The sequence below is a fragment of the Methylobacterium sp. Leaf91 genome (genome assembly GCF_001422815.1).
Lineage (GTDB): Bacteria > Pseudomonadota > Alphaproteobacteria > Rhizobiales > Beijerinckiaceae > Methylobacterium.
Genome location: NZ_LMMP01000001.1, coordinates 171,560 through 188,324 on the forward strand (window position 1 = coordinate 171,560; position 16,765 = coordinate 188,324).

Genomic DNA, 16,765 nt, shown 5'->3' on the forward strand with positions numbered 1-16,765 from the left:
CGCTCCGTAAAGTCGGCTGTTTTTCTTTAGAACAATTCGTTTTTGTTGCTCTGGAAGCACGCAGCCTTAGCAACGATTCCCAAGTCCTTGCTCGATTTCATGTAATAAATTATTCGCTTGCGTATACACAAAGTCGTTCCCCCCAATTTTTGAATCTTCAATGTGCTGGCTCCGAGCCGAAAGCTCGCATGCCTGTCGCAAAAGCAGGAATGCAACGGTGCGTAAGCGCGTCTCGACACTGGCAACAACCCTGAGTTACTCCGCAATCGGCGCCGCCTCGCTCGGTCTCGCTTGGATGGGATCATCCTCGAGCGCATGGGCGCAGACCGCGGTGCGGCTGGACGAGCTTTCGGTGGAAGCCTCGTCCGGCGCAGCGGGCCGGGGCAGTTCGGGGTCGGGGCGCCTGGGTGACCTGCCGCCCCCCTATGCCGGCGGTCAGGTGGCGCGCGGCGGGTCCCTCGGGATCCTCGGCACCAGGGATGTGCTGAACACGCCCTTCAGCACCGTCAACTTCACGCAGCAGGTGATCCAGGATCAGCAGGCGCGCACCGTCGCCGATACGCTCATCAACGATTCCTCGGTGCGCCTGACGACGGGCAGCAACGGGTTCGACGATACGTTCCAGATCCGCGGCTTTCCCGTTCAGTCACAGGATGTGGGCCTGAATGGCCTGTACGGACTGGTCCCCTCCAACCGCGTGGCGGCGCAATACATCGAGCGCATCGAGCTGCTCAAAGGGCCCGGTGCCTTCATGTACGGCATCCCGCCGGGCGGGAGCGTCGGCGGCAGCATCAACATCGTGACCAAGCGCGCGCTCGATATCCCCTTCGTGCGCGTCACGCCGCAATTCATCAGCGACGGCAATTTCGGCGTCCATGTCGATGCCGGCACCCGCGCCGGCGAGAACAAGGAATGGGGCATCCGCTTCAACGGCCTGGGCCGGACCGGCGAGGCCTCGATCGACAACGGCAACCTGCAGAGCGGCATCGGCGCCCTCTCGCTCGACTATCGCGGCGAACGCCTGCGCTGGGCCCTCGATGTCATCTCGCAGAACGAAGACACTAAGAACTTCCGGCCCCAGCTGAGTCTGCAATCGGATATCCCCTTCATTCCCAGGCCGCCCGATGCAAGAGGCAACTGGTTTCCGGGGACGCAGCTCAAGCAACGCGACAACACCGTCGCCTCCTTCGTGGAATACGACCTGACGGATTGGCTGACCGCCTATGGCGGGATCGGCTATCGCGCGGGCTCCAATCAGCAGACCTTCCCGGATACGCGCGTCTTCGGGTACTCGAACGGAGTCGATGCTCTCGGCAACTTCCGGCTCATCAACGCCTTCTACGATTCTGAGAGCAGCACGATCAGCGGCAATGCCGGCGTGAAGGCCCGGTTCGACACAGGGTTCATCAACCACTCGCTGAACCTCGTCTTCACCGGGTTCAATCGGGAGGACGGCTTCGCCTATGTGTCGAACACACCCGGTGAATCGGTGCCGTCGAACATCTACCGCCCGGCACCGCTTCCCGTAGTCACCGGCGCGCGCCTCAATCCCCAACGCTATGCAGATACCTCGCTGACGAGCGTGGCCGTCGTCGACACGATGTCGGCCTTCAACGATTCTCTGCTGCTCACCGCGGGCGTCCGCTACCAGATGGTGAACCAGAAGAGCTTCGACACCGTGACCCAGGCACGGACGAGCGAATACGATGCCGATGCCACATCGCCCCTCGCCGGCATCGTCATCAAGCCCTGGCAGAACGTCTCCCTCTACGCGAACTACGCGGAAGGACTGACGGCAGGCACCATCGTTGGTCCCGGCTTCAGCAATACGGGCGCGATCCTCAGCCCCTACCAGTCGGATCAGCAGGAAGTCGGGATCAAGGTCGATTGGGGGACCATCACGACGACGGCCGCCCTCTTCCAGATCAGCCGGCCCGATCTGGTCCAGACCGCCTCCGGTGCCCAGGCCTACAATGGCGAGCAGCGCAACCAGGGCCTGGAACTGTCGGCCTACGGCGCTATTGTGCCGAGCCTGCGCGGGTTCGCGAGCGCGACCTTCCTTCGCCCCGAACTGACCAAGCCGATCGATCCCCTGCGGCGGGGGAACGACGCCGCCGGCGTGTCCGACCTCACCGTCTCCGCCGGCCTCGAATGGGATACGCCCTGGGTGCCGGGCCTCTCTCTCAACGGTCGGGTGATCTACACGTCCGGCGCGTACCTCACCGACGCCAACACCTTGCGCTTCCCCGACTGGACGCGGGTCGATCTCGGCTTTCGCTACGCGACGCTGGTCTATGACCGGCCCATCACCTTCCGGTTCAATGTCGAGAACGTGGCCGACAACCGCTATTGGCTCACGACCGGCACCTTCGTGACCGTCGCATCGCCCCGGACCTTCATCCTGTCCGCCTCCCTCGACTTCTGACGCCGTAGAACCGGGCGGGGCTCGGCGAGCCCTGCCCGCGAGCCTCCCCAGGCCGGGGCGATCATCGAGGGTACCGCTCCCAGACGAGGGTGAGAATGCTCGTCTTGCCGTCGACGTTGAACTTGAAGGGAGGGGTCGTCAGGATGATCTTGCCATCCTTCAGTTCCACATCCCTGACCTGCGAGGTTCCGCTCCACGCTTCGTTCCACGACGTGTCGATCGCGTGCGTGATCCTTTGTCCATCGAGCGTGTACGTGCCGGCATAAGCGAAGAACGTCTTGTGCAGGTGGATACGATCTTCGTCGGTCATCTTGTCGTTGGCGATGGGTTTCGTGCGGCCCTCGAAGGCGCAGATGACCATCATGCGCCCGTCCTTGCCGTAGGTGAGCCAACCGCTGGGGCGGGGTCCGCCATAAGCATCGAGCGTCTCGTTGGTGTCGACGATCTTGCGGGTGGCGCTCGCGAGGCGCCACGTTCCATGAATGTCGTGCGCTTCGAGCGCGACGGCAGACGAGGCGACGAAGCACCACGCTGCGGCGGGAACGCATAGCTTCACGAATCCCTCCCATGTCTTTCGATTCGCCACCGGCGAAGCGCAATAGATTATGCGAATACTTGACATTCCGCCATGACATTGAGGCCATCGCGATGCGAAACGGCCATTATGGACCGCTCTGCGATCCGAGCCTTCGCGTTGACCGGGCCTTCGGCATCGATCAAGGAAAGCTGCATCACAGGCAGCCGGCCTTGATTCCGGATCGGCCATGCTCGTTCCCGGATTTCGACGGAGTGCAGCTTTGGCCCCAGCGACCCAGATCCCAGGCCCCGGCGCCGAGGAGGCCTTGAGACTCGCCTGGGTCGACGTCGCCAAGGGCCTGTGCATCATCCTCGTGGTGATGATGCACTCGACCCTCGGCACCGGCATGGACATGGGTGGCGAGGGCTTCCTCCATACCGTCGTCGCCTTCGCCAAGCCGTTCCGGATTCCCGATTTCTTCCTGCTGTCGGGCCTGTTCGTCGGCCGCGTGATCGACCGGGACTGGCGTCTCTTCGCCGACCGGCGGGTCGTCCACTTCGCCTATTTCTACCTGCTCTGGGTGCTGATCCAGTCGACGGTGAAATACGGCCAGATCGTCGACGGCGGCGGGCCGGGGGCCTTCCTCGCCCATCTCGCGCACGCTCTGGTGGAGCCCTATTCGACCCTCTGGTTCATCTATTTGCTCGCCGTCTTCTCGGTGCTGACGAAGCTCCTGCGCCGTCTGCATCCGGCGCTCCTTCTCGGCGGGGCCGCCCTGCTCCAGAGCCTTCCCCTCGAAGGTCATTCGGATCTCGTCACCGAATTCTGCGGCCGCTACGTCTGGTTTGTCGCCGGCTATCTGTTCGCGGCCCGGATCTTCCGGTTCGCCGATCTCGTCCGACGCCACCCCCGCGCCGCGCTCGGCGGTCTCGCGGCCTGGGCATTGGTGAACGGCCTCTTCGCCTTCACCGCTATAGGCCACGAGACCTTTCCGACCCTGGCCAGCCTGCCCCTCGTCAGCCTCGTCCTCGGCGGGGCCGGGGCGCTCGCCATCGTGGCCGTCGGCGCATTGCTCACCCTCGCCGGGGGGCCGGTGACGGCGGCGCTCAGAGCCTGCGGCGAGCGCTCGATCGTGATCTACCTCGCGTTCTTCCTTCCCATGGCGGCGACCCGGACGCTCATCGTGAAGACCGGCGCCATCGCCGATATCGGGCTGGCCAGCCTCGTCGTGACCCTCGTCGCCGTGCTCGTCCCCCTCGCCATCGAGCGGGTGGTGCGCCACACGCCCTTCGTCTTCCTGTTCCGTCGCCCGGCAGCGTTCCACATCGCCGCCGAGACGCCGCCGCGATCCGCGAGGACGGCGGCAACAGGCTGAAATCAGGCCTGATCGTCGATGTAGCGGGAGGCGATCATCGAGGCGGCGGTGCGGTTCTCGACGCCGAGCTTGGCGTAGATGCTCTCCAGATGCTTCGTCACCGTGCGCGGTGACAGGCCGAGGATGTCGCCGATATCGCGGCTCGCCTTGCCCCGCGACAGCCAGAACAGCACGTCGGCCTCGCGGGCGGTGATCGGCAGGTTGGCGCGCAGGCGCTCGATGCCGCTGGCGGAAGCATCGCGGGAGAGGCGCAGCAGCACCTCGTCGCCGGTGGTGCCGATGAGGCTGAGGCTATGGGCGGCGCCCTCCGTATCCGGCAGCGTGACCGAGGCCGCGTTGCCGCCCTTCAGCTGTTCGGCGAGCCAGGAGCGGCCGGCCTCGGGCAGGCGCGAACCCCCGTCGCCGAGCTTGGCCAGCACGCGGGCGGCCTGTGGCGTGCTCCACAGGACGGTGCCCTGGCGATCCACCGCGAAGAGCGTGCGGCCGGTCGTGTCGAGGGCGGCACGCGCGCTCTGTGCGGCCCGCGCGCTCGCCAGATGCACGCGGATGCGGGCCAGGATCTCGTCGGGGGCGATCGGCTTGGTGACGTAGTCGCTGCCGCCCGCCTCCAGGCCCTTCACGATATGCTCGGTCTCGGACAAGCCGGTCATGAAGATGACGGGCACGAGGGCGAGGTCGCTGCGCGCTTTGAGCCGCCGGCAGGTCTCGAACCCGTCCATGCCGGGCATCACCGCATCGAGCAGGATGATGTCGGGGGTGATCTCCTCCACCAGCGCCAAGGCGAGGTCGCCGGCCACCGCCACCAGCACGGTGGCGCCGGAGCGCTCGATCGCCTCCGTGAGGAAGCTCAGGGTCTCGGGGGAATCGTCGACGACGAGGACGATGTCGCGCTGCGTCTCAGCCATCGCGCATCCCTTCGAGGATGCGCACGTAGCGCCGGAGGTCGTAGGAGGCCACGAGCCCGCGCATCTGCGCGGCGATCTCGGCGGGCATGGCCGACTGGCCTTCGAGCTCCGTCAGCTTGGCCTCGATACCGCGGACATGGCCGATCCGGCCGAGGCGGATCAGCTCGGCGATATGGTCCTGGCGCAGGGATTCGCCGCCTTGTCCGCTCCGGGGCGGAGCCTCGGGCAAGGCGGGCGCGGGCGGGGCGGGCTGGCCCAGCGCCAGCAGCCGGTCGATCCGCTCCAGGAAGTCGCGCAGGTCGAAGGGCTTCGGGATGATTTCGTCATGCGGGGCGTCGTCGCCCCGGATCGGGCTGATCTCGTGGACGTTGGCGGACATGATGGCGATGCGGGAGGAAAGTCCGGCATCGCGCAGGGCCTTGGCCACGGCCCAGCCGCTCATCCCCGGCATGGCGATATCGAGAAGGATGATGTCGGGCCGCCGCTCCATCGCCAGGTTCAGGCAATGCGGCCCGTCGGGGGATTCCAGCACGACGAGGCCGAGCGGTTCGAGCACCTCGCGCATGAGGGCGCGATGCGCGGCATCGTCGTCCGCCACCAGCACCACGCGCGGCGGCCCGACATGGACCGGCCTCTCCCGCCGGCTGCCGGCAGCGCGCTCGGACGGTTCGGTGGGCTTGGGACCGGCCGGGCGGTGCACCGAGGCCAGCATGAGCCGGAGGCTGAAGCAGGTGCCGCGGCCGACTTCGCTCTCCACGCTGACCTCGCCGCCCATCACCTGGGCGAGGAGATGCGCGATGGTGAGCCCGAGCCCGGTTCCCGGCGTGTTGCGGGCGGCGGGCAGCGAGCCGCGCTCGAAGGGTCCGAAGATCCGCTGCAGGTCGTCCTCGGGAATGCCGAGGCCGCTGTCGCGGATCGAGAACACCGCGACCTGGCTGCGATACGTCATCTCCAGGGAGACCCAACCGGTTTCCGTGAACTTGATCGCGTTGGAGAGGAGGTTGAGCAGGATCTGGCGCAGGCGCTTCTCGTCCGCCGCCACCACGGCCGGCAGCACGGGCGGGCGCGAAAACCGGAATTCGAGGCCGGCAGCGTTGGCCTGGAGCCGGACCATGTCGACGATCTGGTCCAGGAATTCGGCGAGGCGGAATTCGTTGCGGTGGATCTGGAGGCGCCCCGCCTCCATGCGCGAAATATCGAGGAGGCCGTCGATCAGGCCCGACAGGTGCTGGGCGCTGCGCCGGATGACGCGGATGCCGTTGCGGCGCGGAGCGGGGATGTCGTCGTCCCCCTCCAGCAGCTGCGCGTAGCCGAGGACGGCGTTGAGCGGCGTGCGGAGTTCGTGGCTCATGCCCACCACGTAGCGGCTCTTGGCGAGGTTGGCAGCCTCGGCCGTCTCCTTGGCCTGCTGCAGCTTGGCATCGGTGATCTTGTGGGCCTCGATCTCGGCCTCGTAGAGGGCGGTCTGGCGGGTGGTCTCCTCCTGCGCCACGCGGCGGCTCTCCTGGGCGAGCACGAACAGCCAGGCGACGATGCCGAGGATGACCACGAGGATGAAGAACACGCTGGTCAGCGCAGCGCGCAAGGTCTCGCGATGCTCCGGCTGCGTCGTCGAGATCCCACCATGGACGATGCCGAGAATGAGCCCGATCACCGAGACGAGGGTGAGCATGAGGGCGAGGTAGCGGCCGAGGGGCGCCCCGATCCAGGCGGCGGTCTTCTCGGGCATGATCCGGGACAGCACGCCCTGGGCCTGCGCCTCCAGGCGGCCATGCGGCTTGCACAGGTCGCCGCAGCGGGCGTCCAGCGAGCAGCAGAGCGAGCAGATCGGCCCGGCATAGGCCGGGCAATGGGCCATGTCCTCGCCCTCGAACGGATGCTCGCAGACGGTACACTGGATCTCCGCGCGCCCGCCCCATTCGGCGGTAGCGGGCCTGGCGAGGTAGTACCGGCCGCCGGTGGCGTAGGCGATGGCGGGTGCGGCGGCGAAGGCTGTGACGAGGGCGAGCAGCGGCGCGAAGTTCTGGAGCCCGCCCCCAAGCAGGCCCACATAAGCGAGCGAGCCCACCACCAGCGCCAGCGCGGACGCTCCAGTGCCGACGGGGTTCACGGCGTAGAGATGCGCGCGCTTGAACTCGATCCCCGGCGGCGACAACCCGAGGGGCTTGTTGATGGCCAGATCCGCCGAGAGCGCGCCGACCCAGGCCGAGACCACCACCGCATAGAGCGAGAGCGTGCTGGCGAGGGTCTTGTCGATGCCGAGTTCCATCAGCAGCAGCGCGATGGCGACGTTGAAGACGAGCCAGACCACGCGGCCGGGATGGCTGTGGGTCAGGCGCGAGAAGAAATTCGACCAGGCGATGGAGCCGGCATAGGCGTTGGTGACGTTGATCTTGAGCTGCGAGATCACCACGAACAGGCCGGTGAGGAGGATCGCCCCCTCCCGTGACGGCATCACGTAGCCGAAGGCGACCACATACATCTGCGTCGGCTCGGCCGCCTGATCGTAGGGCACGCCCTGCCCCAGGGCCAGCACCGCCAGGAAGGCGCCGAGCATGATCTTGAACATGCCGGGCAGGATCCAGCCCGCGCCGGCCCCGAGCACGGCGAGCCACCAGCGCGGATTACTCCCCGATTCGGACGTCTCGGCCGGCGGGACGAAGCGGAGAAAATCCACCTGCTCGCCGATCTGCGCCAACAGCGCGAGGAGGATGCCGGAGGCGAGGCCGAACTGGGCGAGGTCGAAGCCCGAAATCGGGTAACCCATGAATGTGGAGATCGAGCCGACGGCTTCCGACGCCCCCGGATAGGACAGGAGGTCACCGAAGGCGGGGCCGCTCTTCCACGCGATGAAGCCGAGGGGCAGGAGATTGAGCCCGATCCAGAGCGGCTGGGTCCAGATCTGGAACCGGCTGATCAGGCTGATCCCGTAGATAACGAGGGGGATCACCACGACCGCGCTGACGATATAGCCGATCCAGAGCGGTAGGCCGAGGCAGAGTTGCAGCGCCAGCGCCATGATCGACGCCTCGATGGCGAAGAACAGGAAGGTGAAGCTCGCATAGATCAGCGAGGTGATGGTGGAGCCGAGATAGCCGAAGCCGGCCCCGCGTGTGAGGAGATCGATGTCGACGCCGTAGCGGGCGGCGTAAAGGCTGATCGGCACGGCGGTGGCGAAGATCAGCACGCCCACGAACAGCACCGCCGCCGCCGTGTTGGTGAAGCCCGTGGCCAGGACGAGAGTGCCACCGATCGCCTCCAGTGCCAGGAACGAGAGCGACCCCAGCGCCGTCTGCGCCACCCGCAGGCTCGACCAGCGCCGCGCCTTCTTGGCGGTGAAGCGCAGGGCGTAATCCTCGAGGGTCTCGTCCGCGACGAAGCGGTTATAGGCTCGCCGGATCGGGGGAATCTGCTGGCGGCCGCTCATGGGGTCGTTCAGTCTGCCCGGTCAGCGTCACGTGTGGGAGGAGCCGGCCCGCATGCGGTCACGGGCAAACGGCGGTCGATCAGCAATCCCCGTGCCGCGGGGCCGGGAGACATTGGTACACCAGGAGAGCCGCGTCGAGGCCCCGCTCCACAGGGAAGGCATGCCTCGCACAGGGAAGACGATTCTCCGAAGGGGGCGAGAGGCGAGGCGCACAACCTACCTCCCTACGCAAAACAGCGTATATGCTGCGCCGCGCCATCACGCCTAGCTTCCGCCATCCGCAACGGCCCGCCTTATGCAGGAGCCGGCGGGACATTTCCTGGAAGGGGTTCACGCAGGATGGCAGCCGACAACGAGCACGGACCGCACTCGGCCCTCCGTCGCAAACTTCTCATGGGTCTGGCGAGCATTCCGGCCATGGCCATGATGCCGCGCAGCGCCTTCGCTGCGGCTCCTCCGACCTCGGCGGTGAACACCACCGGCCTCGCGGTGACCGACACCGAAGTCACCGTCGGCATCCTCCATTCCGCCACCGGCACGATGGCGATCTCCGAGACCGGATCGATCCAGGCGGAGAAGCTCGCCATCGCGCAGATCAACGAGGCCGGCGGCGTGCTGGGCCGCAAGATCAAGATCATCCAGGAGGACGGCGCCTCCGACTGGCCGACCTTCGCCGAGAAGGCCAAGAAGCTCCTCGTCAACGACCATTGCGCCGCCGTGATGGGCTGCTGGACCTCCGCCTCGCGCAAGGCCGCGCTTCCGGTGTTCGAACAGTATAACGGCCTGCTCTACTACCCGACCTTCTACGAGGGCCTGGAGCAGTCCAAGAACGTCATCTATACCGGCCAGGAAGCCACGCAGCAGATCCTCGAATCGCTCAACTGGGTGACCAAGGAGAAGGGCGCCAAGACGTTCTTCTTCATCGGCTCGGACTATATCTGGCCGCGCACCTCGAACAAGATCGCCCGCAAGCACATCGAGAACGTGCTGAAGACCAAGGTCGTCGGCGAGGAATATTTCCCGCTGGGCCATACCCAGTTCAACTCGGTCATCAACAAGATCAAGCTGACCAAGCCCGACGTGATCTTCACCGACGTCGTCGGCGGCTCGAACGTGGCGTTCTACAAGCAGCTCAAGGCGGCCGGTATCGACCTCAACAAGCAGACCCTGCTGACCATCTCCGTGACGGAAGACGAGATCGACGGCATCGGCGGCGACAACATCGCGGGCGCCTATTCCTGCATGAAGTACTTCCAATCGCTCAAGAACGCGAACAACGAGAAGTTCGTCGCCGCCTTCCACAAGATGTGGGGCGAGAAGACCGTCATCGGCGACGTGACCCAGGCCGCCTATCTCGGCCCGTTCCTGTGGAAGATGGCCTGCGAGAAGGCCGGCTCCTTCGATGTCGACAAGGTGGTCGCGGCCTCCGCCGACATCGAGTTCAAGGAAGCCCCCGAGGGCTACGTCAAGATCCACCCGAACCACCATCTCTGGTCGAAGACCCGTGTCGCAAAGGCTCTGCCGAGCGGCCAGTTCGAGATCGTCTACGAGAGCCCCGCGCTCATCGAGCCGAACCCCTTCCCGAAGGGCTACCAGTAGCACTGCGACCCCCTCCCCCTTGTGGGGAGGGGTTAGGGGKGGGGGTGGTTGGGTGACCCTCCCGGTACGGAGACCAGCGGAGCCACCCCCACCCCTTCCCTCCCCACAAGGGGGAGGGAGCGCGCCCTTTTCGGGTCGCGCCGCGCCACGGCTGATCGGCCCAATGCTTGCAAAGCAGACGTCGGATTCTTCGGAAGGTCGAAAACATGCTCGGTGACTATTCCCTCGGAGATCTCGGCGCGATCTTCGCGATGCAGGGTTTCGCCGGCCTGATCCTGTTCTCGGTCTACGTGCTGATGGCCCTCGGCCTCGCGGTCATCTTCGGCCAGATGGGCGTGATCAACATGGCGCATGGGGAGTTCATGATCCTCGGCGCCTACGTCACCTATCTGTGCTCGACCTTCTTCCAGACCCACCTGCCCGGCCTGTTCGGCGTCTACTTCTTCGTGGCGATGATCCTGGCCTTCCTGGCCTCGGGAGCCCTCGGGATGATCGTCGAATGGACGCTCATCCGGCATCTCTACAAGCGCCCCCTCGACACGCTGCTGGCCACCTGGGGGCTCTCGCTGATCCTGCAGCAGGCCTACCGCACCATCTTCGGGGCCCGCGAAGTCGGCGTCGAGCTGCCCTCCTGGCTCATCGGCTCGGTCCAGGTCACCGACACGATCGAGGTGCCGATCAACGGCCTGTTCGTGATGGCGATCACGACTCTCATCACCGTCGGCGTCGGCCTGCTGATGTACCGCTCGCGCTTCGGCCAGCAGGTGCGTGCGGTGATGCAGAACCGCCCCATGGCCGGCGCGGTCGGCATCGATACCGAGAAGGTGGATCGCTACACGTTCGGCCTCGGCTGCGGCATCGCCGGTGTGGCGGGCTCGGCCTTCACCATGATCGGCTCCACCGGGCCGACCTCGGGCCAGCTCTACATCGTCGACACCTTCCTGATCGTCGTCTTCGGCGGCGCGGCGAGCCTGCTCGGCACCATCGCCTCGGCCTTCTCGATCTCGCAGACCCAGTCGACCCTCGAATTCTTCCTGTCCGGCTCCACCGCCAAGGTTCTGACGCTGCTCGCCGTCGTCGGGATCCTGATGGTTCGCCCGCAGGGTCTGTTCACCCTCAAGGTCCGGCGCTGAGGAGGCCATCCCGATGACAAGCCCCGTCCAGACCCTGTCGAAGTCGCTCACCGTGAACGACAATCCCTTCATGAAACCGATGGAGTGGGTGAGCCTCGCGCTGCTCGCCGGCCTCATCCTCTTCGTCCTGCCGGCGACCCTCGACGCGTTCCGCCTCAACCTCGTCGGCAAGTACCTCACCTACGCCTTCGTGGCGCTGGGCCTCGTCATGTGCTGGGGTTATGCCGGCATCCTATCTCTCGGACAGGGCGTGTTCTTCGGGCTCGGCGGCTATTGCATGGCCATGTACCTGAAGCTCGAAGCCTCCAGCGTCGAGAACACCAAAATCCAGTCGACGCCGGGCATCCCGGACTTCATGGACTGGAACCAGATCACCGAACTTCCCCTGATGTGGAAGCCGTTCCAGAGCCTGCCGCTGACACTGATCCTCGTCGTGGCCGTGCCGGTGTTCTTCGCCTTCATCATCGGTTTCGCGATGTTCACCCGCCGGGTCGGCGGCACCTACTTCGCCATCATCACCCAGGCCATCGCCGCCATCCTGACGATCCTCATCGTCGGCCAGCAGGGCTATACCGGCGGCATCAACGGCATCACCGACCTGCGGACCCTGCACGGTTGGGACATCCGCACCGACAGCGCGAAGTTCATCCTCTACTTCGTCAATGGAGGGCTGCTCCTTGGCTGCATCCTGGCGGCGCAATACGTGAAGAAGGCCAAGCTCGGGCGCATCCTCCTCGCCATGCGCGACAAGGAGGACCGGGTCCGGTTCTCGGGCTATTCCGTGGCCGGGTTCAAAGTCTTCGCCTTCTGCCTCGCGGCCGGCTTCGCCGCCATCGGCGGGGCGATGTTCACCCTGCAGGTCGGGTTCATGTCGCCGTCCTTCGTCGGCATCGTGCCCTCCATCGAGATGGTGATCTACGCCGCCGTCGGCGGGCGCCTGTCCCTGTTCGGCGCCGTCTGGGGCACGCTTCTGGTCAACTGGGCCAAGACCACCTTCTCGGAGAGCTTCCCCGAACTCTGGCTCTTCGGACTCGGCGCCCTGTTCATCGCCGTCGTGCTCGCCTTCCCCAACGGCTTGGCCGGCATCTACCGCAGCTATGTCGAGCCGCGCCTGACCCGCAAGGTCAAGGCCCTGGCGCCGGCGGGTGCGCCCGTCCCCCACGGCACCCCCGCCGAATAGGAGCGAGACTGACGATGAACGCCGCCATCCTGAGCTCGCCGATCATCGGCGAATCCCCCGACGCGAAAGACTTCCTCCTCTCGGTGGAAGCCCTCACCGTCTCCTTCGACGGCTTCAAGGCGGTGAACGACGTGTCGTTCTACGTCGATCCCAACGAGATCCGCGTCATCATCGGCCCCAACGGCGCCGGCAAGACCACGGTGCTCGACCTGATCTGCGGGCGCACCAAGGCCAGCGCCGGGTCGATCAAGTTCAAGGGCCAGGAACTCACCAAGATCTCCGAGAGCGCCATCGTCCAGGCCGGCGTCGGCCGCAAGTTCCAGACGCCGTCGATCTACGACGACCTCACGGTGTTCGAGAATTTGGAGATCTCCTTCCCCCGCGGCCGCACGGTGTGGGGTGCGCTGACCTTCAAACGCGATGCCGAGGTCCGTGACCGTATCCACGAAGTCGCGACCATGATCTTCCTGAAAGATCAGCTCAAAGAGCGAGCCGAGTTCCTCAGCCACGGCCAGAAGCAATGGCTCGAGATCGGCATGCTGCTGATCCAGGACCCCGAACTCCTGATGCTCGACGAGCCGGTGGCCGGAATGAGCGTCGGCGAGCGCATCAAGACCGCCGAACTCCTCAACCAGATCATCGTCGGCCGCTCGGTGCTGGTGATCGAGCACGACATGAAGTTCGTCGAGGACATCGCCCACCGGGTCACCGTGCTGCACCAGGGCAAGGTGCTCTCCGAAGGCTCGATGGAGCGGGTGAAGAACGACCCGAAGGTCATCGAAGTCTATCTCGGCCACTGAACAGGACCGGCGCCATGCTTCAGACCAGTTCCGCCTCGGCCACCCTCCCGCCGGCGCCCGCCCTCGGGGCTCAGCCGATGCTGGCGATCCGCGACCTGCACTCAGCCTATGGCCAGAGCGAGGTGCTGCACGGCCTCGACATCAGCATCGCACCCGGCGAGATCGTCGCCGTGATGGGCCGCAACGGCATGGGCAAGACCACGCTGATGAAGACCCTGATGGGGATCGTCCCGGTGAAGTCCGGCACCATCACGGTCGACGGCCGGGACATCACCGCCCTCAAGAGCCACCAGCGCGTGGCGGGCGGCCTCGCCTACGTGCCGCAGGGCCGGATGATCTTCTCGGCCATGACGGTGCAGGAGAATATCGAGACGGGCCTGACCGTCACCAAGGAGCGCAAGGTTCCGCAGGACCTCTACACGATGTTCCCGGTCCTGCTGGAAATGAAGGCAAGACGCGGCGGCAACCTCTCCGGCGGTCAGCAGCAGCAACTGGCCATCGCGCGGGCGCTGGCCAGCCGGCCGAAGGTGCTCCTCCTCGACGAGCCGACCGAGGGCATCCAGCCCTCGATCATCCGCGAGATGGGACGGACCCTGAAGAAGATCCGCGACGAGCGCGGCCTTTCCATCGTCGTCTCGGAGCAGGTGCTGAGCTTCGCCCTCGACGTCGCCGACCGGGTGCTGGTCATCGAGAACGGCCACATCGTCCACGAGGCGATGCGGGCGGATATCGACGAGGCACAGGTCGCCCGCTTCCTCTCGGTCTGATCGCCGGGGCAGCATCCGCCCGCCGTTCCGCAACACAGCTCCAGGGAGCCCCCATGGCGGATTACGAGATCTTCGAACTCGGCGACTATGTGCTCCAATGCGGTAAGACGCTGCGCAAGGCCAAGCTCGCCTTCAAGACCTTCGGAACGCTCAACGCGGCCAAGGACAACGCCATTGTCTATCCGACCTGGTATTCGGGCCAGCACACGGAGAACGAATGGTTGATCGGGCCGGGCAAGGCCCTCGACCCGGACAAATACTTTATCATCATCCCGAACATGTTCGGCAACGGGCTCTCGTCCTCGCCGAGCAACACGCCCGCCCCCTGGGACGGGCCGCGCTTTCCCAATGTGACGGCCTACGACAACGTCGTGGCCCAGCACCGCCTCGTCACCGAGCATTTCGGCATCGAGACGCTGGTGCTGGTGACGGGCTGGTCGATGGGTGCGCTCCAGACCTACCATTGGGGCGCGCTCTATCCCGACATGGTCCCGCGCATCCTGCCGTTCCAGGGTTCGGCCAAGTGTTCGCGGCACAACTTCGTCTTCCTCGAAGGGGCGAAGGCCGCCCTCCAGGCGGACGCCGCTTTCGCGGAGGGCTGGTACACCTCGCCGCCGAACAAGGGGCTGCGCGCCTTCGGCCGGGTCTATGCCGGTTGGGGCCTGTCGCAGACCTTCTACCGGATCGAAGCCGACCTGACCCATATGGGCTACGCGTCCCTGGAGGATTTCCTCGTCGGGTTCTGGGAAGGCCTGTTCTACTCGCGTGACGCCAACGATCTGCTGGCCATGCTCTGGACCTGGCAGAACGGCGATATCGGCGCCAACCCGGTCTTCAAGGGCGACACCAAGGCTGCGCTTGCCGCCATCCGCGCCAAGGCGATCCTGATGCCGGCCTCCACCGACCTGTACTTCCCGCCGGAGGACAACCGGATCGAGGCGGAATCGATGCCGAACGCCGAGTTGCGGGTCATCGAGACCTGGTGGGGCCATTTCGCCGGCGGCCCCGGCACCAGCCCCGACGACATCGCCACGCTCGACGCCGCGCTCAAAGAGCTGCTCGCGAGCTGAACGCCGGGCAGCGCCGCCAAGGGCGCCGCCGGCCATCGTCCACGGCCCGCCGGATGAGCCGGCCGGCCCAAACGGGGCGCACGCCCCGGTCACGCCAGAGGGAGTCGAACAACGATGGCTGAGACCCTGATCAAGGTCGACCTGACGCAGTCGGCCTACGACAACGACATGGTCCACAATCGCTGGCACCCGGACATTCCGATGGTGGCCATGGTCAAGCCCGGCGACGACTTCATCGTCGAGACCTATGACTGGACCGGCGGCTTCATCAAGAACAACGATTCCGCCGACGACGTGCGCGACATCGACCTGTCGATCGTCCACTTCCTCTCCGGCCCCATCGGCGTCGAGGGCGCGGAGCCCGGCGATCTCCTGGTGGTCGATCTCCTCGATATCGGCGCCAAGCCCGAGAGCCAGTGGGGCTTCAACGGCTTCTTCTCCAAGAAGAACGGCGGCGGCTTCCTCGACGAACACTTCCCTCAGGCGCAGAAGTCGATCTGGGATTTCGAGGGCATGTTCACCAAGTCGCGCCACATCCCCGGCGTGCGCTTCCCCGGCCTGATCCATCCCGGCCTGATCGGCTGCCTGCCCGATCCGAAGATGCTGGACACCTGGAACACCCGCGAGAAGGCGCTCTACGACACCAATCCCGGCCGGGTGCCGGCGCTCGCCACGCTGCCCTTCGGCCCCACCGCCCATATGGGCCGGCTCAAGGGCGAGGCGAAGGACAAGGCCGCGGCGGAAGGCGCCCGCACGGTGCCGGGTCGCGAGCATGGCGGCAATTGCGACATCAAGGATCTGTCGCGCGGCTCGAAGATCTACTTCCCCGTCTACGTGCCGGGCGCCGGCCTCTCCATGGGCGACCTGCATTTCAGCCAGGGCGATGGCGAGATCACCTTCTGCGGCGCCATCGAAATGGCGGGCTGGGTCCATCTCAAGGTGAGCCTGATCAAGGACGGCATGTCGAAATACGGGATCAAGAACCCGATCTTCAAGCCGTCGCCGATGACGCCCAAATTCGACGATCACCTGATCTTCGAGGGCATCTCCGTCGATGAATACGGCAAGCAGCATTACCTCGACGTGACCGTGGCCTACCGGCAGGCCTGCCTCAACGCCATCGAATACCTGAAGAAGTTCGGCTATTCGGGCGCCCAGGCCTATTCGATCCTCGGCACCGCCCCGGTCCAGGGCCACATCTCCGGCGTCGTCGACATCCCCAACGCCTGCGCCACGCTCTGGATTCCGACGAAGATCTTCGACTTCGACATCAATCCGGGTGCGGACGGGCCGATCAAGCATATCGACGGCTCGATCCAGATGCCGCTCTCGCCGGATCTTTGAGAGGCGGTTCTGCCCTTCAGTCGAGCGCGTCCCCCTCCTCCTTGTGGGGAGGGGTTAGGGGTGGGGGTGGCTCCGCCAGCCTCCAGAGGTCGAGGGTCACCCCACCACCCCCACCCTCGATCCCTCCCCAAAAGGGGGAGGGAAGGCGCGCGACGCATGCGATGCATGAGACCGACAGCCCTTTGGGGGGAAGTACGTTTCCCCCGTCGCGTCGCCCATTGTC

The 16,765-nt window shown here is 65.7% G+C and carries 12 protein-coding genes; 9 read left to right on the forward strand and 3 right to left on the reverse strand.

Translation table 11 applies throughout. From position 1 onward, the window contains the following. Window positions 1-295: 295 nt before the first annotated feature. Window positions 296-2,425: a TonB-dependent receptor gene (locus ASF32_RS00825; RefSeq protein ID WP_056423239.1), complete on the forward strand. Its 2,130-nt coding sequence runs from the start codon at window positions 296-298 to the stop codon at window positions 2,423-2,425. A 61-nt stretch (window positions 2,426-2,486) separates the two neighbouring features. Here ASF32_RS00825 and ASF32_RS00830 read toward each other — a convergent pair whose 3' ends face one another. Then, entirely contained in the window at window positions 2,487-2,981 is a 495-nt protein-coding gene (locus tag ASF32_RS00830) for a lipocalin-like domain-containing protein (protein ID WP_056422238.1), read from the reverse strand. Between the two features lie 241 nt (window positions 2,982-3,222). On the opposite strand from ASF32_RS00830, the gene ASF32_RS00835 reads away from it, so the two are divergent. Next, window positions 3,223-4,317, forward strand: coding sequence for an acyltransferase family protein (locus ASF32_RS00835; protein WP_156467625.1), 1,095 nt, complete (start codon window positions 3,223-3,225; stop codon window positions 4,315-4,317). Window positions 4,318-4,319: 2 nt separating this feature from the next. Here ASF32_RS00835 and ASF32_RS00840 read toward each other — a convergent pair whose 3' ends face one another. Together ASF32_RS00840 and ASF32_RS00845 are read right to left on the reverse strand one after the other, a co-directional pair. Further along, complete coding sequence (locus ASF32_RS00840; protein ID WP_056422240.1) at window positions 4,320-5,222, reverse strand: DNA-binding response regulator; 903 nt, start codon at window positions 5,220-5,222, stop codon at window positions 4,320-4,322. Next, complete coding sequence (locus tag ASF32_RS00845) at window positions 5,215-8,649, reverse strand: ATP-binding protein (protein WP_056422243.1); 3,435 nt, start codon at window positions 8,647-8,649, stop codon at window positions 5,215-5,217. Before ASF32_RS00845 ends, ASF32_RS00840 begins: the two co-directional genes overlap by 8 nt. Before the next feature lie 339 nt (window positions 8,650-8,988). Here ASF32_RS00845 and urtA point away from each other — a divergent pair, with 339 nt between their 5' ends. The 7 genes from urtA (at window position 8,989) to fmdA (ending at window position 16,542) form a co-directional block, all read left to right on the forward strand. Beyond that, the gene (gene urtA / locus ASF32_RS00850) at window positions 8,989-10,248 is read left to right on the forward strand and encodes an urea ABC transporter substrate-binding protein (protein ID WP_056422246.1); all 1,260 of its coding nucleotides are present in this window, start codon (window positions 8,989-8,991) and stop codon (window positions 10,246-10,248) included. A gap of 206 nt (window positions 10,249-10,454) precedes the next feature. After that, on the forward strand, window positions 10,455-11,381 hold the full coding sequence (urtB, locus tag ASF32_RS00855; RefSeq protein ID WP_018041706.1) for an urea ABC transporter permease subunit UrtB: 927 nt from the start codon (window positions 10,455-10,457) through the stop codon (window positions 11,379-11,381). A gap of 13 nt (window positions 11,382-11,394) precedes the next feature. After that, window positions 11,395-12,561, forward strand: a complete 1,167-nt coding sequence (urtC, locus tag ASF32_RS00860; RefSeq protein ID WP_056422254.1) for an urea ABC transporter permease subunit UrtC — start codon at window positions 11,395-11,397, stop codon at window positions 12,559-12,561. Window positions 12,562-12,575: 14 nt separating this feature from the next. Then, a complete protein-coding gene (gene urtD / locus ASF32_RS00865) occupies window positions 12,576-13,361 on the forward strand; it encodes an urea ABC transporter ATP-binding protein UrtD (RefSeq protein ID WP_018041704.1) in 786 nt (261 codons plus the stop codon). Window positions 13,362-13,438: 77 nt separating this feature from the next. Next, the gene (gene urtE / locus ASF32_RS00870) at window positions 13,439-14,128 is read left to right on the forward strand and encodes an urea ABC transporter ATP-binding subunit UrtE (RefSeq protein WP_200919025.1); all 690 of its coding nucleotides are present in this window, start codon (window positions 13,439-13,441) and stop codon (window positions 14,126-14,128) included. A 53-nt stretch (window positions 14,129-14,181) separates the two neighbouring features. Next, entirely contained in the window at window positions 14,182-15,198 is a 1,017-nt protein-coding gene (locus tag ASF32_RS00875) for an alpha/beta fold hydrolase (RefSeq protein WP_056422260.1), read from the forward strand. Between the two features lie 114 nt (window positions 15,199-15,312). Then, entirely contained in the window at window positions 15,313-16,542 is a 1,230-nt protein-coding gene (fmdA, locus tag ASF32_RS00880; protein WP_056422266.1) for a formamidase, read from the forward strand. The last annotated feature ends 223 nt before the right edge of the window (window positions 16,543-16,765 follow it).